The organism is Leptothoe sp. LEGE 181152, assembly GCF_032906605.1.
Lineage (GTDB): Bacteria > Cyanobacteriota > Cyanobacteriia > Phormidesmidales > Phormidesmidaceae > Leptothoe > Leptothoe turfae.
Window position 1 is genome coordinate 110,199 of record NZ_JASATU010000021.1, and the last position, 23,184, is coordinate 133,382.

The 23,184-nt window shown below is 46.6% G+C and carries 18 protein-coding genes and 1 pseudogene; 6 read left to right on the top strand and 13 right to left on the bottom strand.

Going from position 1 to position 23,184, the window contains the following annotated elements:
• Window positions 1–36: 36 nt before the first annotated feature.
• The 3 genes from QGP82_RS13470 to QGP82_RS13480 all read right to left on the bottom strand — a co-directional run bounded on the left by QGP82_RS13470 (window position 37) and on the right by QGP82_RS13480 (window position 1,144).
• Window positions 37–234, bottom strand: coding sequence for a ribonuclease toxin HepT-like protein (locus tag QGP82_RS13470; protein ID WP_499059631.1), 198 nt, complete (start codon window positions 232–234; stop codon window positions 37–39).
• 202 nt (window positions 235–436) lie between these two features.
• Window positions 437–808 (bottom strand): nucleotidyltransferase family protein, encoded by a 372-nt coding sequence (locus QGP82_RS13475; RefSeq protein ID WP_163660940.1) that lies wholly within the window; start codon window positions 806–808, stop codon window positions 437–439.
• A gap of 120 nt (window positions 809–928) precedes the next feature.
• The gene (locus QGP82_RS13480) at window positions 929–1,144 is read right to left on the bottom strand and encodes a hypothetical protein (protein WP_163660938.1); all 216 of its coding nucleotides are present in this window, start codon (window positions 1,142–1,144) and stop codon (window positions 929–931) included.
• Between the two features lie 241 nt (window positions 1,145–1,385).
• Between QGP82_RS13480 and QGP82_RS13485 the strand changes: the two genes are divergently transcribed.
• Both QGP82_RS13485 and QGP82_RS13490 read left to right on the top strand, forming a co-directional pair.
• Window positions 1,386–1,586, top strand: coding sequence for a hypothetical protein (locus QGP82_RS13485; protein WP_163660936.1), 201 nt, complete (start codon window positions 1,386–1,388; stop codon window positions 1,584–1,586).
• Window positions 1,579–1,827 carry a hypothetical protein gene (locus QGP82_RS13490; protein ID WP_163660934.1) on the top strand — a complete coding sequence of 83 codons (249 nt, stop codon included), beginning with the start codon at window positions 1,579–1,581 and terminating at the stop codon, window positions 1,825–1,827. The genes QGP82_RS13485 and QGP82_RS13490 overlap by 8 nt, the downstream gene beginning before the upstream one ends.
• A 302-nt stretch (window positions 1,828–2,129) precedes the next feature.
• On the opposite strand, the gene QGP82_RS13495 is transcribed toward QGP82_RS13490, so the two are convergent.
• The 4 genes from QGP82_RS13495 to QGP82_RS13510 all read right to left on the bottom strand — a co-directional run bounded on the left by QGP82_RS13495 (window position 2,130) and on the right by QGP82_RS13510 (window position 4,686).
• Complete coding sequence (locus QGP82_RS13495; RefSeq protein WP_499059634.1) at window positions 2,130–2,885, bottom strand: hypothetical protein; 756 nt, start codon at window positions 2,883–2,885, stop codon at window positions 2,130–2,132.
• 50 nt (window positions 2,886–2,935) lie between these two features.
• Entirely contained in the window at window positions 2,936–4,009 is a 1,074-nt protein-coding gene (locus tag QGP82_RS13500) for a Rieske 2Fe-2S domain-containing protein (RefSeq protein WP_499059636.1), read from the bottom strand.
• A 145-nt stretch (window positions 4,010–4,154) separates the two neighbouring features.
• Entirely contained in the window at window positions 4,155–4,325 is a 171-nt protein-coding gene (locus QGP82_RS13505; RefSeq protein WP_163697393.1) for a hypothetical protein, read from the bottom strand.
• Between the two features lie 91 nt (window positions 4,326–4,416).
• Window positions 4,417–4,686: a hypothetical protein gene (locus QGP82_RS13510; protein ID WP_163697391.1), complete on the bottom strand. Its 270-nt coding sequence runs from the start codon at window positions 4,684–4,686 to the stop codon at window positions 4,417–4,419.
• Between the two features lie 235 nt (window positions 4,687–4,921).
• On the opposite strand from QGP82_RS13510, the gene QGP82_RS13515 reads away from it, so the two are divergent.
• Window positions 4,922–9,721, top strand: coding sequence for an EAL domain-containing protein (locus QGP82_RS13515; RefSeq protein WP_499059640.1), 4,800 nt, complete (start codon window positions 4,922–4,924; stop codon window positions 9,719–9,721).
• Between the two features lie 28 nt (window positions 9,722–9,749).
• Here the strand turns inward: QGP82_RS13515 and QGP82_RS13520 are convergent, their stop codons facing one another.
• Window positions 9,750–10,994 (bottom strand): class I SAM-dependent methyltransferase, encoded by a 1,245-nt coding sequence (locus QGP82_RS13520; protein ID WP_163660922.1) that lies wholly within the window; start codon window positions 10,992–10,994, stop codon window positions 9,750–9,752.
• A 162-nt stretch (window positions 10,995–11,156) separates the two neighbouring features.
• Here QGP82_RS13520 and QGP82_RS13525 point away from each other — a divergent pair, with 162 nt between their 5' ends.
• Both QGP82_RS13525 and QGP82_RS13530 read left to right on the top strand, forming a co-directional pair.
• Window positions 11,157–12,554 (top strand): MATE family efflux transporter, encoded by a 1,398-nt coding sequence (locus tag QGP82_RS13525; RefSeq protein WP_499059642.1) that lies wholly within the window; start codon window positions 11,157–11,159, stop codon window positions 12,552–12,554.
• A gap of 216 nt (window positions 12,555–12,770) precedes the next feature.
• Entirely contained in the window at window positions 12,771–14,660 is a 1,890-nt protein-coding gene (locus QGP82_RS13530; RefSeq protein WP_499059643.1) for an FAD-dependent oxidoreductase, read from the top strand.
• Window positions 14,661–14,779: 119 nt separating this feature from the next.
• Here QGP82_RS13530 and QGP82_RS13535 read toward each other — a convergent pair whose 3' ends face one another.
• The 5 genes from QGP82_RS13535 to QGP82_RS13555 form a co-directional block, all read right to left on the bottom strand.
• A complete protein-coding gene (locus QGP82_RS13535; RefSeq protein WP_499059646.1) occupies window positions 14,780–16,759 on the bottom strand; it encodes a calcium-binding protein in 1,980 nt (659 codons plus the stop codon).
• A 464-nt stretch (window positions 16,760–17,223) separates the two neighbouring features.
• Window positions 17,224–17,961, bottom strand: coding sequence for an anti-sigma factor domain-containing protein (locus QGP82_RS13540; protein ID WP_499059648.1), 738 nt, complete (start codon window positions 17,959–17,961; stop codon window positions 17,224–17,226).
• 36 nt (window positions 17,962–17,997) lie between these two features.
• On the bottom strand, window positions 17,998–18,591 hold the full coding sequence (locus QGP82_RS13545) for a sigma-70 family RNA polymerase sigma factor (protein ID WP_163660913.1): 594 nt from the start codon (window positions 18,589–18,591) through the stop codon (window positions 17,998–18,000).
• A 276-nt stretch (window positions 18,592–18,867) separates the two neighbouring features.
• Window positions 18,868–20,496: an ATP-binding protein gene (locus tag QGP82_RS13550; RefSeq protein ID WP_499059651.1), complete on the bottom strand. Its 1,629-nt coding sequence runs from the start codon at window positions 20,494–20,496 to the stop codon at window positions 18,868–18,870.
• A 104-nt stretch (window positions 20,497–20,600) separates the two neighbouring features.
• Complete coding sequence (locus tag QGP82_RS13555) at window positions 20,601–21,272, bottom strand: response regulator (protein WP_499059652.1); 672 nt, start codon at window positions 21,270–21,272, stop codon at window positions 20,601–20,603.
• A 516-nt stretch (window positions 21,273–21,788) separates the two neighbouring features.
• Here QGP82_RS13555 and QGP82_RS13560 point away from each other — a divergent pair.
• Window positions 21,789–23,184, top strand: a pseudogene (locus QGP82_RS13560) (beta strand repeat-containing protein); the annotation flags it as partial.

Consider the following 23,184-nt stretch of genomic DNA (forward strand, 5'->3'; position numbering starts at 1 on the left):
CCATCAGCTCTGCACGGACTTGCCCGAATACAGGCTCTAACATATCCATGCCTGGGCAATGCGATGACCTTGCAGCTCAAAAGGATAGATATGACGTACAAGATGCCTGAAACCGCGAAAGTCATCTAACGTTTCGTAGCTTTCACTAGAGATGACCGCAGGTTGTTTGCCAGTGACTTCAGTAGCCATTTGAACAAGCAGTACCTGATGCCAGTTATTCCCTCGTGGTCTCACCTCATCAACTTCACGAGAATTAGGTCAAAGATAACTTCTAATCCGTTATAAGCACCCTGTAAACTCAAAGCAACACTATCTAAAAAGAACTCGTTTCCAGAGTTTTGAAAGTCTTGCCACGCATTGAAGGCACGTTGCGTAGCTAGGTCTATCTTGTTTAGCTCATCAATAATTCTGTTGGAGAGGTAGATAAACCGCTCGTTCATACATCAATGCCCTGTTCTTCAATTCTTTTTAGTAATCGTTCAGAACAAAATACAGGATCTACCAAATCTACCCGAAAAGCAGGATCATATTCATCAACGGCTAAGATGGCCTTGAAAAACTTATCAACTGGAATACCCCAAGCTGCCAAATCTATGTCTGATTCTACTGAGAAGTAGTCAATCTTAATGGCTGAGCCAAATACCTGAATCTGCTTCGCTCCAAAGTCTTGACGGAGCAGCTTTGCTAACTCGGGAATCAATTTCCATGCTTTGTCCCAATGGGCCTGTAGCTCTGGTGTAATAGCCCGTTTGGGTAATGAATATTTTTTCCACTCTTCTGGGCTTAGCTCCAATGCCGTTTTAGCCATCGGTAATCAGCTCTATATGATTGCTACTAGTATTTTAGAACTAGGCAATTATACTGCTTTTACAACCAGGTCTATTTGCCCTGAATACCTGACTGGGCTAAACATCAAAGCAAAACACTATCATTCGGCCTCGGCGCTTCCAGTGTTTTTTGTCTTGTGGCATGCTTTTAATGCTTCGGCTTCTGATTTGAGAATGAATTGCATCTCTCCTGGAAGAATAGTGCGATCGATAAACTCCCAAGATCGGTCAATGCCTGCTGCTCGTTCTGCTTCGAAGGCAGTTAATATTTCGCCACATTTGATGGAGCATCGATGATGCAGGATGGCTTTTCCCATGTTGATGTGTAGTGGGGATTTTGTTCGCTATCTGTACCTCAGTGTGATCGCACCCTATGCTTGCTGCTTGCTGAAATTTTGATAGTCAGATGGGTTAGGCGACTTGCAAAAGTGTCAGTGAGCACTGCCTGCCCTACCTGGCTCTAGTTGAATAAATTTCAGAATTTGACATTGTCAACATTGTCAACCATGGTTGGTCGCTATATGATTAATATATTGAGTTCCAACGTGAGAGTAACCTATGGCTCCAGCTAAACGAGAGCGACAAATGGTAGACATTGGCGAACTTGTTGCCGATATTGATCGTTATCCTGAGGCGGCAGGGATTGATGCTGACATCTGGCAAACCTTGAGCTATACCCAAAAGGTCAAGATTCTCATTCAGCGACAGCTTCAATCTGTCCAACAGCATTTGGATAAGGTTGACGAAGACAATGAGTGATAAGAAAGATATTAAGGAGTTGAAAGCAGCTGTCCAAGATCTAAAAGATGCCCAGACGATGATGCTGCAATGGGTGGATGCCATTGATAAAAGTCAAGAAACTCAATTTGCCGAACTTTCAGAGCTGATTCAGGTGCTCATTGATGAACAGCGATATGGTCATACGGAACTAAGGAAACATATTAATGAACTCCAACGCCAAATTTCAGGCACAGATTCAGAGTATGAGGGCTCAAATTGAGGAAATGCACGCTGAAACTGAATCGTTTTCTAAACAATTTAATGCTTGGGCTGTTGAACACAACCGACAAAAGTCTCAATCAAAGATTGTTAGGTTTCGTTCTTTCCTATGCCATGTCTTGGTCTCTTTAAAGGATTTTATTCTGCCTAAAATAACCAAGGCGTAGGATATTGAGATCGCACCCTTGTATTGCTCAACTAAGCAGCGCGTCAGCTCTAGGAAAAAAAGGTGATGTAGGTATCCAATGGTAAGGCCAGATAAGTTGATTGATGTTCTGGCTGTACCTAAATTTGAGTTAAAGCTTATGCCGGTAATCGCTCATAGGTAGCTGGATCTGCTTTCAAAATAAAGGAATCGCCGTATTGCATAACTTCGCCCGTAATTTTAATTGGATCGGCGACCATGTTGAGTACGCGACTATTGACGGCTTCACCTTTAAGATCTGAGAGCATAAAGTACAGTGACTGGCCGCTGCTGTTTTCAGAACGGAAGACTGGGGGCACACCACCACTGATGCAACGGATAGCACAGGCTCGGTGGGTTTTAGTACGGCCTGGTTTCATAATGCCGGGATAACATTTGCCATCGACAATTTCGCCTGCGATCGCAAACTCCCCTAGCGACACTGTTTGCTCCTCTACTCTCTCCGCCCCAGCAGGGATATCTATGGTTTCTGCCGACCGGGCCGCCAACATCTCATAGGGTGGACGGCTGACCAGAATACCCTGTAACTTGACCCAGTTACCTGCATTTTCCATCACAGTTGGTCTGGGTAGCATTTTGTTGGTTCCTGATAGGGGATATACCTTAAAGGGCTGATCCGGTGCTTCAGGATTGGGGACCAGTAAATGGGGTGACGGCTCTGCTAATAACAGACCTTCAAACTCTTGAACACCCTTGATTTGACCTGGATTAGCCTGATCAAAGTGAAGGGGTGGTGCAATGATCGCTAACCCTAAGACGCATAACACCAACACCGGTATAAACCACAACAATAACCGTCGCACGCTGGGTGGCATTGGCGCATAGCCAATATAAAAATCGTCGCGTTGAGCCATTGGATTGTCCAAACTTTTGTACTGAGGGGAAACTAAAGAGAATATTGGAATTAACCAATTACCGCTGGCTCAACATGTGTGCCGGGTGGTTTAGCGATGGGATCGACCCAGATGCGATCGCCAAAGACTCGGATCTCAAAGGTGGGAATTTTTTCTGTAAATGGCGGTGGTGATGCTCCCTCAGCCGGTAAGTACTGATAGCCATGCCAGGGGCAAGTAATACAACCATCGACAACTTTTCCTTCCCCTAAGGGACCATTTTGATGTTGGCAAACATTAGAAACAGCTGAGAGCTTGCCATCATATTTAAAGATGGCCACTCGCTCCCCAGCTAAGGTGACAATTTTTGCTCGATTTTCTGGAATCTCATCAAGGCTGCCGACATCCACAAACCCTGCTTCATTAGTACTACCGGTAAACGGCTTATCTAGTTTGGCTTCCCTTAAAGCCGTGAATAAATGTAGCCCAACAATCCACACCAGACTGATGCCTACACCAAGGGTGAGTAGGGGATGCTGATTTGTTTCTAAAGGACCTAAAATCACATGGCTAACCACCAGACCATAGGCCAAATACACCCCCATGTGTAGCGCCTTCCAAATGGGAGCTGTTAGATTGACGAGCCAGAAGTCGTGGCTGGTGGCCGCCATAATAAAGAAAATAACGAGGGCTACAGCGCCAAGGGTTTCAAAGGGAAAACGAATAAAATCGCCATATTCAGTATTGCTAACAAAAAGACTAACCAGCGGCTCCAGGTTGCCAAAATCGTGATACCAGGTGAGCACACCATCAACTTTGAAGGGCAGCACTGGCAGATTGAGACCAATGGCATGAATCAACGCGAGAAAAAACATGGTGACACCCATGTGGCGTCGATTAAACAAGAGAGGATAAAATCGTTTGTCTAATCGGGTCAGTGGGCCGATGGATAAGATGACATTGAGTAGAATAAATGCCGCAGACCCATAGGCGCGAATCCGGATTCCTTTAGTATCTAAGCTTGTACCTGTATGATGGGCGACAGTGAGAAAGATATAAACATATAGACCAACAGTGCCTAACAAGATAGCGTCATAGATTAGCTTCTGTCGGTTCCACTGTATTGATTCATAGGAAACACTCATGGCAAGACGAAATCACTGCTTAAATGTGCGGTTAACGGTGTGTCAGATTGCAAGGTTGGGTACATAGGTGGCGGGTGTAAGCACGGGGTACTGTACACACCACACTGAAGCTTAAAAATCAGCAGTTAGAGCATATACCTGTTGCCTACTGCTCTAAAAATGCAGCAATGGGATTTTGGTCAGATCCAGTCTTTTTTGAAGGCTGAACAACAATTTTTTGCTCTTTTGTATGGCTGAGTAATTGATCGGTGTCCGGGGTGACCGTCGCGTAGGTAGGGCGAAATAGGAGCCCTGCAATGAAAATGATTGGCATCATAATTGCCAGAGCTATTGATGAGAATAAATGGATTTTTCGACGTGAAATAATCACATAAACCTCCGTATTTTCTTATAAGTTGCTAAATGAATTACTGAGTGAATTTCGCAGCCTGTCGGTGTGCCGTTTGCTCTATGGGATGTTGTTTTCCACCCACTAAACGTAGGGCAAAGAGGGGCCAAAAAATACTGACCCCTGGAATAATCAGTAGCCGGAAGAATGGGGCAAATCCTTGTGCTCCGGAGTCGGTACGCTGTACACCAAATAAGGAGAAAATAACAGCGAAAATTAAGCCGGCGGTAAAGTAGACTTGGACCGCTTTAATCAGAAATTCAACAAAACTAACTGCGAAAGGATTCATGGCAAGACAAAATTATCCCCACAATTACAGTGTGAAGAGTTTGAGGTTAAGCTAAACTCAGTTCCAACGTTAGGAGGATGTTACCTTGTACCTATGAGAAGACGCTTAAAACCCAGGCAAAATTGACATAACGATACTATTCTTTGACACTAGTCCGTAGATGTGTGCTTTGAGGCAGCTGTCTTTAATACGTCGCTGCTGTTGTTTCGTTACAGTTATTCTTTTTTGAAAATTTATGGTCACTCGTGTCATCGGCTCTGGGTCACTGGATCTAGACTCTGCGATTATTCGGGATCCTTTAGTGGTTTCCTCGGAGACGTTGGTTATGACTGCTGTTGACCAGATGGCTGGTGCACAGGATAGCTATGGTGAGCGAGCCAGCTGCGTTGTCATTGTAGAGGCAGGCTCTGTGGTTGGCATACTGACGGAGCGAGATGTGGTGCGCCTGACTGCTCGGCAACTAGCCCTCGATGATTTGACCATAGCGGACGTCATAGTTTCTGCTGCACTGACCCTGGGTGAGTCCGACTTTACTGACGCAGATCTTGCTTTGGATTTACTTCAGCGACATAATAGCCGGCATTTACTACTTCTAAATGGGCAGGGGTATCTGGCGGGAGTCGTCACCCAATTAACGTTACAAAGGTTGTTAGCTTTAAAACAGGCTGAACAATGGCAACAAGACTTCAATCTACCAGATCAGCGAGAGGATGATTGTCAAGAAAACGGGCTACAGGATAGTGGTTCCAGGCAATTTACTTTGCTCCATGTCCCTGAATCGGTATTGAATCAAAGTGCAGTTAAAAATCGAGCAATTCTGTCAGCTATTCCAGATTATCTTTTTTGTGTAGATGCTCAGGGTGTCTATCGCGAAATTGTGACGCATCAAAAAGATATTACGTTATTTCCTGAGGATGTGAATCCTGTTGGGCTATCGATGATCGAGATGCTTCCGGCGGAGGTGGCGACGCAACAGCTTTTTTATTTGAAAGAAGCGTTACGTACAGGCGTACTTCAAACCTATGAACAACAGATACAGCTAGGTGATCAGATACGGGATGAAGAGGTTAGGGTGATTCAAAGTGGTGATAATGAAGTTCTGTTTATGATTCGCGATATTAGCGATCGCAAACAGGCTGAACGACAGCTGCAAAATCTAATTGAAGGCACTGCTGCAACCACGGGACAGGACTTTTTCCCAGCGTTGGTTCGTCATATTGCCTCAGCCCTAGGTGTGGCCTACGCCATTATCACTGAGTTAGTTGGGGAAGAGCTACATGCCTTAGCGTTTTGGGGCCATGGTGAGCTGCATACACCGACTTCTTATCATCCAGCAAAGACTCCTTGCGAACTGACGCTACGGGCGGGGCGCTTTTATTGTGAAGTTTTGCTACAGCAGTCTTTCCCGGATGATTTAGATTTGGCTGAGATGGGGGCAGAAAGCTATTTAGGTATTGCTCTACATGATGCCCAAGGGAATGTCATAGGCGATCTATGTATTCTTGATACTCAACCAATTCAATCGCCCCAACGGGCCGAAGCCATTCTGCAGTCGTTTGCGGCTCGGGCGACAGCTGAACTAGAACGTCAGCGAGCAATCTCATCCCTGGAACAGCTTAACCAAGCCCTTGAAGATAAAGTGGCAGAACGCACTGCTGAATTACAGGAGCGGGAGCAATTCTTACAGACTGTATTAGATACGTTCCCGCTCTCAGTTTTTTGGAAGGATCTCAACAGTGTGTATCTGGGGTGTAATCGTAACTATCTCTCAAATGCTGGCTTAGACTCTGTTGCTGACATCATTGGTAAAACGGATTTCGAGATACCTTGGCCTCGGACCGAAGCGACAGGCTATCGAGCTGACGATCTGCAAGTCATGGTGTCTAATACGGCCAAGCTGGGAATTATCGAAACCTTGGTTAAGGCAGATGGTAGACGGCTTTGGGCGGAAACGAATAAATTGCCGCTACATAATCTGGCAGGTGAGGTGGTTGGGGTATTGGGAACCTATCAGGACATTACAGCTCGCAAACAATTAGAGTTAGAGCTAAAAAACTCCCAAAAACAACTGAGTGAGGTTTTAGATACGGCGATCGCAGGTATTACCCGCTTTCGCTTTTATCCAGATGCCTCAATTCAATACGATTATATTTCCCCTCATTGCGAACAAAATTTTGGCTATACCGCTGATGAGCTTTTTCCAGATGCTGGGTTATGGCAAGCACGAATTCATCAGGATGATTGGGAAATGGAAGTGCTACCTACGCTGCAGTCAATTCTCAGTACGCGCAGCACATCCACCCATCATATGGAATATCGATTCAATCGTAAGGATAGTTCCATCTGTTGGATTTTGGCCAATTGCTTCGTGCAGTGGAATGAGGCAGGAGACTATTGGTATGTCACGGTTGTGGATACGGATATTAGCGATCGCAAACGAGCTGAGTCACAGCTACAGAATTTGATTTTAGGAACTGCTGCAGTGGGTCAAGACTTTTTCCCTGCATTGGCCAGGCATATTGCTGAGGCCTTAGATATCACCCATGTGTTGATCACGGAGTGCAGAGGCCGTCAACTGCATAGCCTGGCCGTTTGGACGGAGGGAGAACTGCAGCCGAATGATGTGTACCCCTTAGTGAAGACCCCCTGCGAGCAGGTAGTGCAAGCGGGCATCTTTTGTTGTGAACAATCTATTCAGCAGCAGTTTCCTGACTATTTAGCGTTGCGTGAAATGGCTGCAGAGAGCTATGTGGGAATTGCTCTACGGGATACGAAAAGAGAGGTGACTGGAATTCTATGCATCTTTCACCAACAGCCATTGCAAGATGTCCAGCGGGCCACCCAAATTCTACAGATTTTCGCTGCGCGGGCTGCGGCTGAATTAGAGCGACAACGGGCTAATACGGCATTGGAGCAACTTAATCAGGCCTTAGAAATCAAAGTGGCTGAACGGACAGCTGAACTTTTAGAGCGAGAGCAATTTCTCCAAACTGTTTTGGATACTTTTCCACTGCACATCTTTTGGAAGGATCGTAATTCTGTTTATTTAGGTGGTAATCGTAATTTTTTAAAGAATGCAGGCCTAAACTCCTTGGTGGATATTCAGGGGAAAACGGATTATGATCTCCCTTGGACATTGGCAGAAGCGGCAGCGTATCGAGCTGACGATCGTCAGGTAATAGAATCCAATACCGCTAAGCTTGGCATTATGGAGACTCAACGTAAAGCTGATGGTCAGTCAATTTGGATTGAAACAAATAAGCACCCTTTGCACAATCTGGATGGAGAGACTATTGGTGTATTAGGTACGTTTCAGGATGTTACCGATCATAAGGTCGCAAAGGCATTGATTAAACAGCAATTGGCGGCCATTGAGGCTGCTATTGAAGGCATTAGTATTTTGCAAAACGATGTCTACACCTATGTCAATCCAGCTCATCTCAACCTCTTTGGGTACACGCATCCCGACGAACTGTTAGGACAGTCGTGGCAACTCCTATATTCTTCAGAAGAGGTACGACGATTTGAACAAGACATTTTTCCCACATTAGAATGCGATCGCGCCTGGCAAGGAGAAGCCATTGCAACTCGCAAAGATGGCTCCCAGTTTCCTCAAGGGGTTTCTTTAACCTTAATGAATAATGGATTGGTGATCTGTGTTTGTCGTGATATCAGTGATCTCAAACAGGCACAAGAACAAATTACCCATAATGCCCTCCATGATCCATTGACGGGTTTGCCCAATCGACGATTATTGTTAGACCGTATTGAGCTTGCCTTACAACGATCGAGACGCCATCAAACGTCTCACTATGCTGTGCTCTTTCTCGATTTAGATAGATTTAAAGTTGTCAATGATAGTTTGGGGCATTTAGTGGGCGATAAATTACTCATTGAAGTGTCAAAACGACTAAAACAACATCTCCGCAGTACAGATATGGTTGCTCGGCTCGGTGGGGATGAGTTTGTGATCTTGCTGGAAGATGTGGATACTGTTGAGGATATTGTCCAAGTGGTAGAGCGAATTTTGGCGGACTGCCAAACGCCGATTCTGATTGATGAGCATAAGATATTTACCAGCACCAGCATCGGCATTGCCATTGGCAGTGAAGATTATCAGGAAGCCGCTAATCTCATTCGAGATGCTGATATCGCTATGTATCGCGCTAAGTCAGAGACTCATAATTCCTATAAATTCTTTGATGCAGCCATGTACTTAGAGGCCATGAGTCGCCTCACCTTAGAAACCGATTTTCGGAAGGCGATTACTCAGCAGGAATTTGTGATTCACTACCAACCCATTGTTAGCTTAAAGGATAGTCAGCTCACTGGATTTGAAGCATTGATTCGCTGGCAACATCCAGACCGTGGTCTTCTCTCTCCCAGCGAATTTATCCCTATGGCCGAGGAGACAAACTTAGTCACTGGTTTGGATAGCTGGGTGATCAACCAGACGTGTGAACAGCTGATGGTGTGGAAGCAACAGTTTCCCAATCATTTTCCTCTAAAAATCAGTATTAATCTCTCTGTTCAGGACTTACACAGAAGTACGTTACTTCAGGATATCGACGATATTCTGAGCGTGATGAGCTTAACGGGAGATTTGATGATTTTAGAAATAACTGAAAGCATGTTGATTGAGGATATTGATATTGATCAAACCATTGACTTGTTGTCACAACTGGCATCTAGAAACATCCAAATCAGTATTGATGATTTTGGCACTGGCTATTCATCCCTAAGTTATCTCCATCGATTGCCCATTCATAGTTTAAAAATTGATCGTTTGTTTGTTGGCAATATGCATTTGAAAAATCGTAACTATCAGGTAATTAGCACTATCCTTGCTCTAGGTAAGCAGTTGGGGTTGACCGTTGTGGCAGAAGGCATCGAAACCCCTCATCACCTTCAACAGTTGCAAAAACTGGGCTGTGATTTGGGCCAAGGATATCTATTCTCACAGCCACTCACAGCCCATGATGTTGAAACTATCCTCAATAGCTCGACCGGAGTACCCAGGATGTGGGTGTTTTAGGCACCAAATTAGATGAGCACAGTGGAACTTACGAGGCTTGTTGCATTTTTTCTGGCAAGAAACCGGGTAAGGGGACATTGAGCCGCCATTGCTTGTCACCATAGAACAAGACCTGATAAATGTGCATACTGCCATCTCTGAAGGAGGCTTCGAAGGATTGCAGATAGAGATACCACATCCGTAGAAATCTCTCATCATAGTTAGGTGAGAGGGAAGAAATTAGTTCGCGGTTCGCGGTAAAGTTTTTGCCCCAGCGTCTAAAGGTTTCTGCATAATGGGGTTTTAGATTCTCGCAGTGGGCTACGGTTAGTTTTGCTGCCCGCAAATCTCGACAAATTTCGGATAGCTGGGGAGCATAGCCACCAGGGAAAATATATTTGTCGATCCAGGGGCCGTTACGTTCAGAACTCTCGGTAGTAATGGTGTGGAGCATGCCAACCCCGTGGGGTTTCAGCAGGGCTCTAGCTTTTTCCATAAAGGTGGAGAAATTGCCTTTGCCCACATGCTCAAACATGCCGATGCTGACAAATTTGTCGTACTGCCCTTCTGTTTCTCGATAATCTCTAATTTCTATTTTGATTTTGTCTTCTAGACCTTTGTCGGCAATCCGTTTTTTTGCTAAGGCAGCCTGTTCGTCACTGAGGGTAACGCCAGTGCCGGTGATGCCATAGTGCTCAGCGGCATAAATCAGCATGCCGCCCCACCCACAGCCAATGTCTACTAGAGTCTCTCCCGGTTTAAGGGCAAGTTTGCGGCAGATGATTTCATACTTTTGGTTTTGCATGGTTTCTAGACTGTCCTCAGGGGTAACCTGATAGCCGCAGGAGTAGGTGAGGGTAGAGTCTAAAAACAGCTGATAAAAGTCATTGCCGAGGTCGTAATGGTACTGGACATTTTTACGACTATTTTTGAGCAGTAGTGGTACTGTTTTCAGCCGTTGAGAAATGATTTGCAGCGCCAGGGGAATGGTTAGCTTTTGGCTGGCCTTGGAGTAGACCCGGTTGCGATAGAGCATACTGATTAGCTCTGTCAGCTGGTCGTTAGCTTCATCCCACCAGCCGTCCATATAGGCTTCCCCAAACCCCAGCGAAGCAAAGGTAATGATGCTCGCATAGGTGCGTTGGTCGTGAATTTGTAGGTGCACATGGGGCTGAGTGTCTGGGGAGCCAAAGTTAAATATCTGACCGCTGGGGTTGGTGACGGTCAAGTAGCCATCGCTAATAAAGCTGAATAGCTCATAGAGATAGCGTTCAGCGGTCGGTAAATTTTCCATGGCTGGGGCTTAGTAGATCAATCCCAGCGTATCAAATAGATATGGACTGTTTGTGTTGCGTTTGTTGCTATGACGTCAACCATCGGGTGACAATTGCCATGGCTATCTGAAAAATTCCTACGTTTGCCTGAAGCTAAGACGTAGTCCTAACCTGCATCTACCATGCCCCCGTTTAATACCTTGCCCCGATGGGTCAGTAGCCTACGAACCGAAGCTAAGGCCTCACTTCGTCTGGCTATTCCTCTGATGCTGATTCAGCTGTCGGAAGGGGCTGTGAACTTTGTGGATAGTTTAATGATGGGTGGTTTGGGTACGGCAACCCTGGCTGCAGGCGGGCTGGGGGCAACAGTGTTTTGGATGCTGCTATCGTTGTGCACTGGCCTGTTGGAAATGACGGGAGCCATTGCTGCTGAAGCCCATGGTGCCCGAGACCATCATCGTGTTAGTCGGATCAATGTGCAGGGGTTGTGGCTGAGTTTTAGCATCTCTCTACCTATGATGGTTTTGATTTGGCATATGGATGTCATTCTTAGACTGTTGGGGCAGCAGGCGGCTACTGTGGATGGTGCGATCGCATATTTGCATGCCATCGTTTGGGGCCTACCCGCAGCCCTGGGTGTATTTGTGTTTAAGGAAATTCTGACGGCCCTATCGCGACCGCGTTTGGTGGTATTGCTGATGGGGTTGAGCATACCTCTGAATATTGGCCTGAATTATGGGCTGATGTATGGCAAATGGGGATTGCCAAAGTTAGGTCTAGCAGGGATTGGCTGGGCCAGTACGGTGGTATTTTGGTGCAGCTTTGGAGTGGCAGTGGTGCTCTTAAAGGTGTATCCGTCGCTGCGGCGATTGCGATTATTCAGGCAGTGGTGGCGGTGCGATCGCAATATCCTCACCGAAATAATTCACCTGGGCTGGCCCCTATGCGTCGACTATGGCACCGAGATGGGAGCCCTCACAGCCGCTGCCCTGCTCATGGGCCTCTGGAGTACAGAATTACTGGCCGCCCATCGCATCGTCATGACCACCACGGAGCTGTTGCTAATGTTCTCTTGGGGCTTTGCCTATGCAGCTGCCATGCGTACGGGGCATAAAATCGGGGCAGGGGCACCGCGAGGGGCTCGACAGGTGGCCCATGCTAACCTGCTCATGAATTTGGTGTTGGTTATGGTGCTGGCAATTCCGCTCTGGTTTTTGCCCCAAACCATTGCCAGTTTTTATCTGGACGTGAACTTACCAGAGAATACCGAAACTGTGACTATTGCAGCCACCCTGTTTAAAGTGGGCGTAGTATTTCAAATTGCCCAGGGGATTCGTTTAATCAGTGCTGGAACATTGCAGGGACTGAAGGACACCCATCTATTGGCAACGGTAGATGTGTTGGCCCATTGGGGTGTTGGCATTGGTTTGGGGTATGTGATTGGACAACTGCTGGGGTGGCAAGGCATTGGTCTGTGGTGGAGTTTAACCTTCGGACAACTAATCGCCGCTATCGTTCTAACACAACGGTTTCAGCAATTAATCTCAGTCCGTATTCCCTGTATTTCACCTCAAAAATAAGTGTCTCTGTTTCGGCACTAGAGACAATTCTCACCCAAAGGGATTAAGGGGGGGCATGAAAGCTTGTGAGCGGAGTTTGAGAGGTGTGTATACGTTAGGGACATACCGACGCCCACCTTTTGATGTCAGCCGCAGCAACCTCAAACATGTGTCGCTAAGAGCCTGGACTATAGGTCGTTCAGCGATAGAATCATCATCGTTCCTATACGCTGATCCATGGTTCGACGTATTCTGCTTGCCAGGTATTTTGGTTGGTTGATAGTATGCGGTTTTTTCAGTGCCTGTACTCCTCAGACAGAAGTCACTGAAGTGCCCTCCCCACCATCGCCGCCACCTCTGATTCTGGATAATGGTAGACCCAATTTAATGCCATTACCGACAGCGCAGGAAACCTGGCAATGCGAAGTAGTCGTCATTGGTGGTTCCCTGGGGGGTGTGGCAGCGGCTTACCATGCCATGGAGGTCGGGGCGACCACCTGTTTGATCGAGCTGACGCCATGGCTAGGGGGGCAGATCAGTTCTCAAGGTGTATCGGCGGTTGACGAGTCCTTGGCCATGCGAGCGGATCAAAACTTTTCGGCTAGTTGGCAGGCCTTTAAGCAAGAAATTGCTCAGCAGACGGTGACGTTACCGGAGTGGACAGGTAAGGGGGACGTTACGGTAGATGAGGTGAACGCCTGCTGGGTGGGCAAACTCTGCTTTGTGCCCGAGGCTGGCGCGGCGGCAGCCCAAGCACATTTAGAAAGTGTTTTGCCCCAATCCCCTGAAAGTCGTTGGCAGACACAAACAGCCTTTAAGGGAGCCACCTTTGATGACAGCGGTCAAGAGATTGTTGCCATTCATGCTGTGCGACGTATTCCCAAAAGCTCAAACTACATTCCCACAGGTCGATTTTCCCAAGCTCTGGCTAGCTGGTATTCCTGGTCAGCTGATGCCACCTTTGAGAAGGTGTCCCTAAGGTTAGAACCGCCATCGGGACAGCGGATGATGGTCATTGATGCCACAGATACGGGGGAGTTTGTGGGGTGGGCAAATCTACCCCATCGACTGGGGTCAGAGGCTCAAACAACCACTGGGGAGGCTCACGGTTCAGAAAGAGATAATCCGGCCTGTACCCAGGCCTTTACGTACCCTTTTGTTATTGCTCTCAATGATGATGATGGCAAGAGTCTGACTGCGTTAGAGCAAATGTTGCAACAAGAACCGCCACTCTATGGAGCCCATGAGCACGAGAAACAATTTGATATGGAGGGATTTCCCTTTTTTACAGGGCGGAGCTTTTTTAACTATCGTCGGATTGTGAGTACCACCCGCAACGATCCATTTCGGGCCACACCTGTGCTGGGTGATATGACGATGGTGAACTGGAACCGTGGCAATGATTGGACGTGGATGGATCCTCCGCTGATTTTTACGGCAGATCAAATTAGAGAGAGTGGTCAACATCAGAATTGGTTGGGTGGTATTTCGGCGGTAGCCTTGCGCCATGGTGAGGACCATGCGCTTTTATTTGCTCGCTGGTTACTAGAAACTCAGTCACAACCAGAGTTTCCATTGAGTTACCTCATGGGTGATGAGGCCTATATGGGCACGCAGTCGGGATTAAGTTTGGTACCCTATATCCGTGAAGGTCGGCGGATTTTAGGCCGGTCTGCCTATGGGGATAAGGCTTTTCTCATGCGTGAGGCTGACCTGCGAACAGATCAAGTCGGTGGTCGTGATTTTACGCCAACAACGGTAGCGGTCACCCATTATGACATTGACATTCATGGCTGCCGTTATCGTAATGGCGCTCCTTCCTGGGAAGCGAGTAGTGCGCCAGCAAAGGAGTTTGTGGTGCGTCCGGTACAGATTCCGTTAGAGAGTATGGTGCCTCAGGAGGTTAATAATCTGCTAATGGGTGGCAAGAGTCTTGCTGTGAGTCACATTGTGAATGCGGTGACGCGGGTTCACATTAGTGAATGGGGGATGGGTGCAGCAGCGGGAACTACCTCCGCATGGCTAATTAACCGTCCTAACCTGACAGCTGCTGATATTGTTGAACAAGGTTATATGGATGAGTTACAAGAGCAGATGTTAGAACAGGGACTGCGGCTGACTTGGTAGCAGTAATGTTAATGGCGTCGACATCACTCACACCATTCGAAGCCCCAAGCAAAGACATCAGCGAAGAAGGCATCTGTTCTGCTTAGGGCGCTTACTATCTACTAATAGGATTCAAGACACTATGCCTGAATGACAAAATCATTTGCCTCCAGTGTGGGTGCGCCTTCAATAGTGGCAAACTGAGCACCGTTACCAAAGCCATCTTCAATGCCGTTCGGGTTGTAATACAAGTTCCCAGTGTCAGCACCATAGATAATTAAGGCATCACTTAGAGCTGCTTCTTCAACACTGTTGACCACTGCAAACTCATTAGCAGACAAGGTACCGCCCACTGCGCTGGTTAGCTCAGCGAACACAGTGACATCTAGAACAATGCTATCGATGGCCTCAAAGTTTTGAATTTGATTAGTGCCAATGTCAGCTGCATTAAACGCCGCGCCGGTGTCGAAGCCAAAGAAATCAGCACCATCACCACCAATGAGAATGTCATTGCCTGCCCCGCCAATCAGTAAGTCGGCACCATCACCACCAATGAGAATGTCATCGCCTGCGCCACCGATGAGAATATCGTTGCCATCGCCACCGTCAGCAGTCACTGGAGTTAATGTGCCGCTAGCATTCAGGAAGTCATTACCTGCACCACCAGAGAAGAGCACAGACTCTACCTCACTGCCGGTGAGATCGCCAACAGTGAAAGAATCATCACCGCCTTGGCCATTAATCTCAAATTGTTCAATGCCTTCGTTAGTAAGGGTAAAGAGACCCAGATTAAGACGATTGAAAATAGCTTGACCGTCTACTTGGCGAAGATCAAACTCATCACCGGCTCCATCTGCACCATTGACTTGAGTCACGTCAAAGCCTAAACCACCGTTGATAAAATCGCTGCCGTCACCGTTATTCCAGATAAAGCGATCGTCACCCTCTTCCAAGTAAGCTATATCATTTCCTCGCTGGCCCACGACAATATCATTACCGGCTCCAGCAAAGAATGTATCTACGGCAGAGCCACCTAGCAACAGGTCATCACCATCACCACCGAAAGCTTCAATGGTAGTGGAGCTTTCACGGGCATCTAGCGTATCGTTGCCATCACCACCAGAAAAGACAACTTTCTGTACATCGCTACCAGTGAGATCGTTAACTGTCAGGGAATCGTCACCGCCTTGGCCATTGATCTCAAATTGCTCGATTTCTTCGTTAGTGAGAGTAAATAAGCCCAGGTTCAGGCGGTTGAAAATAGCTTGACCATTTTCTTGACTGAGGTCAAACTCATCGCCTGCGCCATCGGCACCATTCACTTGGGTGATATCAAAACCAGCGTCGCCATCAATAAAATCACTGCCATCACCGTTGTTCCAGATAAAGCGATCATCACCGCGCCCAAGATAAGCCGTATCATCGCCACGCTGGCCCACAACAACATCATCGCCAGCACCACCATAGAAGGTGTCTTCAGCAGAACCACCTTGCAATAGGTCATTGCCATTGCCACCGCGTGCTTTAATTTCTGTAGAGCTTTCACGAGCATCTAAAATATCGTTGCCATCACCACCAGAAAAGACAACTTTTTGCACATCACTGTCAGTTAGGTCACCAACCGTTAGCGAGTCATCACCACCTTGGCCATTAATTTTAAATTTCTCAATACTCTCATTGGTTAGGGTGAATAAACCCAGATTCAGACGGTTAAAAATAGCTTGACCATTAGCCTCAGTGAGCTCAAACTCATCGCCTGGTCCATCGGCCCCGTTGACCTCAGTTGTGTCGTTGCCTGCCCCACCATTAATAAAGTCGCTACCATCGCCGTTGTTCCAGATAAAACGGTCATGCCCTGCGCCTAAGAATGCAACGTCATTACCCGTTTGACCAACAACCGTATCATTACCTCCCCCTGCGAATACTACGTCAGTGCCAGCGCCTCCAAGAATGGTATCATCGCCATTGGCACCAAAAAAGATATCGTCTTGGTCACCTCCTTGAAAGTTGTCGTCACCATTACCACCAATGAAGATATCGCCTAAATCTTCAATTTCAGGTGCATTATCAAATATGTTGCCAACAATCTGATTAACAAGAAGAGCTAGAAAAGCGTTCATGGTGTGTTCTCCTATAAGTTTGTAGATGAAAGAAGTGGACATCTCTTAAAAGAAATAGTCAGCAGATTCAACTGGACCGCAGGACAAAGTGCCAAGGCAGTTGTTGCGAATATTTCTAGGGAGAGAAGAGTGAATGAATAGACGTGTACTTAGGAGCCTTTGCCAAACAAGAGCTAGGGCCTGGCAAGAACAAAATTGACACTCAGTTATAGATACGAATAATGTTCGATATTGGATGAGATAAAGTTGAGAGTTTTTGGAATGGGCTGAAACATTCTTGAAGACTGCTAGACAGCAAACTCATACCCTCAGGCACACCATTACACAAACAGAATGTAATAGTGTAGTTCCAATAATCACCTTCGTAACAACAACTTACCTGTAACTTATCTGTTTGACTATTAATACGAATGAGGTTGTGGATCGGATGAAAGTTTTTTTGATTTATCTTGAAACCCTTGAACTTAGCTAGTTGCAGCGACGATTGGGCCGGTGGGTTGAGCGGGTAAATCGGCGGGTTCAACGGTTACGATCACATCTTGTACCCAGGGTCTAGATTGATAAACCGGGGGCATGGGCAACGTGGCGAAGGCCGTGCCGTCTGGAGTGGTTTGAAATACACCGCAGGGAATATATTTGCCCTGGTAGCTCACCCACAGAGCATAGGTTTGATTGTCCGCAAGGGGGGATAGGTTTTCAAATGCGATCGCAGCCTGTAATTCATCTGTATCCACAATCATGTTGCCAAATGTATCGATAGCATTATCGGTCCCGGCAAAGTCATAAAAGCGTGTGGAGGGCTGCTGCAAAATGCGCTGAGCCTGCTGTGCGGGCATCACGGCTACCAAATCCTGCTGTAGCTGTTGATTGGCTAGCCGTAAACGATGATTACTCATACCCAGCGATAGGGATAACAGCGTTGCGCCAGCAGCCAATGCTCCTAGTATCCAGGCTAGGGGTAAGCGGTGCGATCTCACAGGCCTATTCTCCCCAGCCAAGACCGCATCCCTCAAACGCTGAGGCGGCTGCATCATTGGCAGCTCATCAAGCATGAGGCTAACAGTTTTCTCAAGACGATTTACCTCTACCTGCAGTTCAGGCTGTTCTGCAACTAGACGGGCAAATTCATCAGCTTCTTCGGCTGAGAGATTACCAGCCACATAGTCAGCTGCAAATTCATCCAATTTTCGTTCAGAAGCCATAGGACAGAAATAGGTAATCAATCAAAGAGGAATAAGCTAATCGACCAGATCTTGCAACGTGCCTTTGAGCTTGAGTAAGCCCTGACGCATGCGCGACTTGACGGTCCCTAAAGGTATATTCGTATGATTAGCAATTTCGGATTGACTAAATCCATGATAATAAGCTAACCATAGTAGCTCACGTTGTTTCTCAGGCAAGTTTTTCAGTGCTGCCCGTACCCGCTGGGAGCGTTCTCCCAATGAGGCCTGCTCCACAGGTAGCGAAAAGGAAGCCACAGGTTGAGACTGCTGGGGCACCATACCTTTAAGAATCCGCCGTCGGATGCTGCGGGAGCGGACTCGATCAATGGCTCGATTCCGGGTAACGGTACTCAAAAAACGACTAAGGGCACTACGGGTTGGGTTATAGGTTTGTTTTTGCCAGAGGTTCAGAAAAATTTCCTGGGTCAAGTCTTCGGCTTCTGGCCCATTATTTAAAATCCGAAATGCAACGGTATAGACCAATCGCGAATAGCGATCATACAAAATGGCCAGTGCTGATTTATCCCCCTGCTGTAGGGCTACAAACAATGCTTCATCTGTGGCGTCTCCCCAATCTGGAGATTGACTTTCGGGACGTTCAGAAAGCATGGGCGAGGAACCAATAAAAGGTAAATATATGAACCTGTCTTCAAAAGCACTGCTCTATATAATAAGCGTGCTTTGCAGCACAATACGTGGATGGCCTTAGGCAACCATCCAGTATGAGTACGGGAATATACCTGATTTGGATGTGCTTCGGGGGCAGAAATTTTGCGATCGCTGATCCTCAGGAAACTGTAATCTAAGCAAGACTAATGTCAGGGGGGCTGCCAGATTGACCAATCCCCTCAATCAACAACGGCAAAAATTCTGACCGGAGATTACTCAGCCTATGTTGACAATGGGCAATGTAAACCAAAACTCTGCCCCTTGATTGGAGAACGATTCCACACCAATATGCCCGCCATGGGCCTCAACGATTTTGCGGCAAATGTATAGACCTAGGCCATACCCATCTACTGAGAACTGGCTCTTGCCACGGGCATAGATTTCAAATAGCTCCTGACTTTTGGCAGGGTCAATACCCATGCCATTATCCGTCACCGCGCATCGTACCATTGATGGATCGTCGTCCCAAATGCTGGCGGTTAGGGTAATGGCGACGCCTTTGGGATTGTACTTTAGGGCATTATCAATTAGATTTTCGAATACTCGTCTGAGTTGGCAGAAATCTCCATAGACCTGTGGTACCTCAGACGATACATGATTGCTTATTTTGGCAGTGGACAACGTCTGTTTGGTCTCATAGAAGAATCTCAAATCTTCCGTTAACTGCCGCAAGTTTACATTGTCTTTCTGTAGAGATATGCGCCAAATATCAGACGATTGCACCTCCATCAGGGAATTCATAAGCTTAAGCTGGCGATCGCAACTTTGCTGAATCATAGAAAGCGCCTTGGGTTCCATTACAATTGATGGTTGCTGAGTAGAGTCATGGGTCTTTGCCTTAGAGGCGCGAAAAATAATGCCCTGCACCAGATTGGAAATACCCATAACCAAGTTCCTTAGGTCATGGTTCATGGCATGGGCATAGGTTTGCAATGCGTCTTGGATAGTTTTGCGATCGCGCATTTCCTGCTCTAGCGATTGGGTGCGCTCCTGAACCGCCAGCTGTAAATCCTGCTCACGGCGACTCAGCACATAGATCATGTACTGAAACGAACGAGCCAGCTGCCCTGGTTCATCTTGTCTCAGGGTTAACTTGTCTAAATCCTTATCTTGCGGGAACATATCTTGCTCTGATGTAATAGAACAGCTACTCACAGCCTTTGCAGTATTAGTAAGCACTTTGAGCGGCTTCACCACCGTGCGCCACAATAATAGATTCACTACGACAAAAAAGGCACCCAGTGTACCCAAGAGAGTTTTGGTTACCGTCCATAGGTTCTGACGACCGCGATCGAAAATAATATCTGCAGGCACATAGACCATCTGGGCTGCCACAACATCATTAAGTTGCCAGCCAAAGCCATTGCGATCGCCATACATATTCACAAGATATTCAGGTGCCTCACTAACCTTGCCATGGCACTCTAAACAACTGACATCGCTCATGACTAGAGGCTGCGCCATATAGAACAGCTTCTTGCCATCCAAAAAACGATAGCCAGAAAGACCCTGCGACTCAGAAGTTACAAACTGCTGTAGTTGACTAAAAATATCAGTCTCAAAGGCATCTGCTAGATCGGTAGGATTAGTAGGATTTGGGGTTGCCTCTTTATACAAAAAATCTTCCAGCAGTTCATCTTGTTGCTGAAAGTCAGCAAAAATAGTTCTAGCAGCAAAATTTGGGATACTTTCCTGGATAAAGAAACCCATATCACTACTCTCTTTTAGCACTGGCTGAACATGATCGCGAGTGTAATCACGAACTGCTTGCATGCCAGTCAGCACAATTTTTGCTCGTTCTTTTACAGCTTGCTCAGCATGGGCATTGAGGTGCTGCGAAAGCATAGCTATAGTAGAGCCGCTAACCAACAGCCAAACCAAAAATAGAAATAAACTAAACTTTGCCCAGAGGTTCCAGCGTATCATTGAGGGCGCTTATATTTTAGATTTTATGCAGTTTGCAACGTGTCTAAATTAGTTGTGTTAACCCAGATTGCTAACTGTGTACGATCTCTTAATCCTACTCGATTTAAAATATTGCTAACGTGATTTTTAACGGTTTTTTCAGCGATGTGGAGCGTTTGAGAAATCTCTCGATTATTGGCACCTGTTGCAATCAGCTTTAAAACCTCCCGTTCTCGTGGAGTCACTCCCTTCCAATCGCTCACAACTTTAGCAGGTTGAGGAGATTTCAGATGTTGATGCAATTTTGAACCGATTGTAGGATCAAATTGCATATATCCTTTGTGGGTACTTTGGATAATATGGATAAAATCTTCAGGTGGTATGTTTTTTAACAGATAGCCTGAAGCACCTTGCTGAATCGCATCGTGTAGATGCTGATCTTCTGTAGACGTTGTTAAAATTAGGACTTTAACATCAGGTACCGACTGACAGATCTTACCTGTTGCAGTGACACCGTCCATCATAGGCATACCGATATCCATAAGGACAAGATCTGGTTTTAACTGTTGGGTCTTTTCAACGGCTTCCTGGCCATTAGAGGCTTCGCCCACAATTTCTATCGCCGCTTCGCATTGCAAAATGGCACTGAGGCCATAGCGAATAATATCTTCGTCATCTGCAAGTAGGAGCCGAATTGAACTTTGTGAACTCGCCATACTGTAGCCTTTACCCATAACATCGCCAAAAGACCTGAGGATACACAGGTTCTTCCTTTTAGCCAGAATTATAGATTTGTCCATTTTCGAATAGATGAATGGCAACTGAGAAAGCGCTGTGCTCTGGATAATTATTACTCGTCTCTTGCTTACCCGTACATCCAGTCGCTATTCGTAAAAATAATTTTACATCTTCAAATTGTTTTACATTCTGCTTTTATCACCCTGACTAGTAGATTATCAGGCAACATAAATGAGAAGCGCCTTAAAAAGCCTCTTGCAAACTGAGAGAAAGATTAATCAATGCTTTTCAAATGATACGTTTTCGCTTTGTTTGACTCAGTTTGTTTGGCAACAAAAGAACAAGTTTTGTTTGGGACTTTAGACCTATCCCTGATTTAGGCCCTATGCCTCAAGCGTTATCTCTCGTAGCTTCCTACGATGCAGACATGAACAAAATCTGTTCATCTTATTCGCAACAGATTAAACAAAAGAAACACTTAGAGGCACCCAATCATGCTAGAAGAACTCACTAACCCCATTGTTCTTTCTGATGGTGAAGTTGAAGTTATTGTTGATGATATTCAAGCACCAGCTGGAGAACCTGCCATTGACATCTCAGGTGATCAAGCATTATTAGCCATTATCCCTGGTGGCTCAATAGCAGCGCCTGACTCAGGGAATACAGCAGTTCAGGCCAGCGGTGACAATGCTACCATCCTGAACCTAGGAGAGATTTCGGGAGATCTAAATGGCATTAGTTCCACAGGCGACAACCTAAGACTTCTCAATATTGGCACAATTCAGTCCAACAGTCGTGCCGTCGATATAAGTGATGGTGATGGAAGTTTTGTGCTGAATACAGGCGACATTTTAGGAACAGGGAATCAACGCAACGGCACACTCTATGTTGATGGCACCGTTGATGACCTGGGCTTAGTCAACAGTGGACGCATTGATGCTGGTGAAGGTAATCTGGGCGATGCTGTTTCTGTTCAAGTGGGTGCAGCTGATGACCCTAGCAATGAGAACATTAACATTACAAACAATGGGTTATTACAGGGTCGTGGCGATGGTCCCGATGTGTTTGCCAACGGGGGGCGGGTAGCTGCCAATGGCTCCAGTGGTTTACGCTTCTTCAATGGCTCAGGTGAAGCTGAAGCGACAGTCACTGGCTCTGTGGTTAACCGTGGCACCATTACGTCTGAAGTGAATGTGGGCTTTTTGGGTGGTCTGGTGGTTGAAGATGGTGTGGCCTTTGATGGTCGCATTGTGAACAGTGGTCTAATTTCCGGTCCTCGCAATGGTCTTTACATTGGCAATGCTGACCATGATCTCTCCATCATTAACACTGGAGCCATTGAGTCAGGCAGTAGAGCTGTCAACCTCGATGGTGATAACGTGACTCTCTCCAACCAGGGAAGCATCCTCGGTACAGGCAACCAGCGCAACGGCACGATCTACCTTGATGGCACCGCTGATGATATCACCGTTAATAACCAGGGCTCGGTGGATGCTGGTGAAGGCAACTTGGGTGATGCCATCTCTGTGCAAGTGGGAGCCACTGGAGATGTGGTGAGTGAAGATATCAACATTGTGAATAGTGGTCTCCTACAAGGTCGTGGTGATGGCCCTGATGTCTTTGCCAATGGTGGTCGGGTGGCCTCTAATGGCTCCAGCGGCCTGCGGTTCTTCAATGGCTCAGGTGAAGCTGAATCCACGGTTACTGGCTCGGTGATTAACCGTGGCACCATTACGTCTGAAGTGAATGTGGGCTTTTTAGGCGGTCTGGTGGTTGAAGATGGTGTGGCCTTTGATGGTCGCATTGTGAACAGTGGTCTAATTTCCGGTCCTCGCAATGGTCTTTACATTGGCAATGCTGACCATGATCTCTCCATCATTAACACTGGAG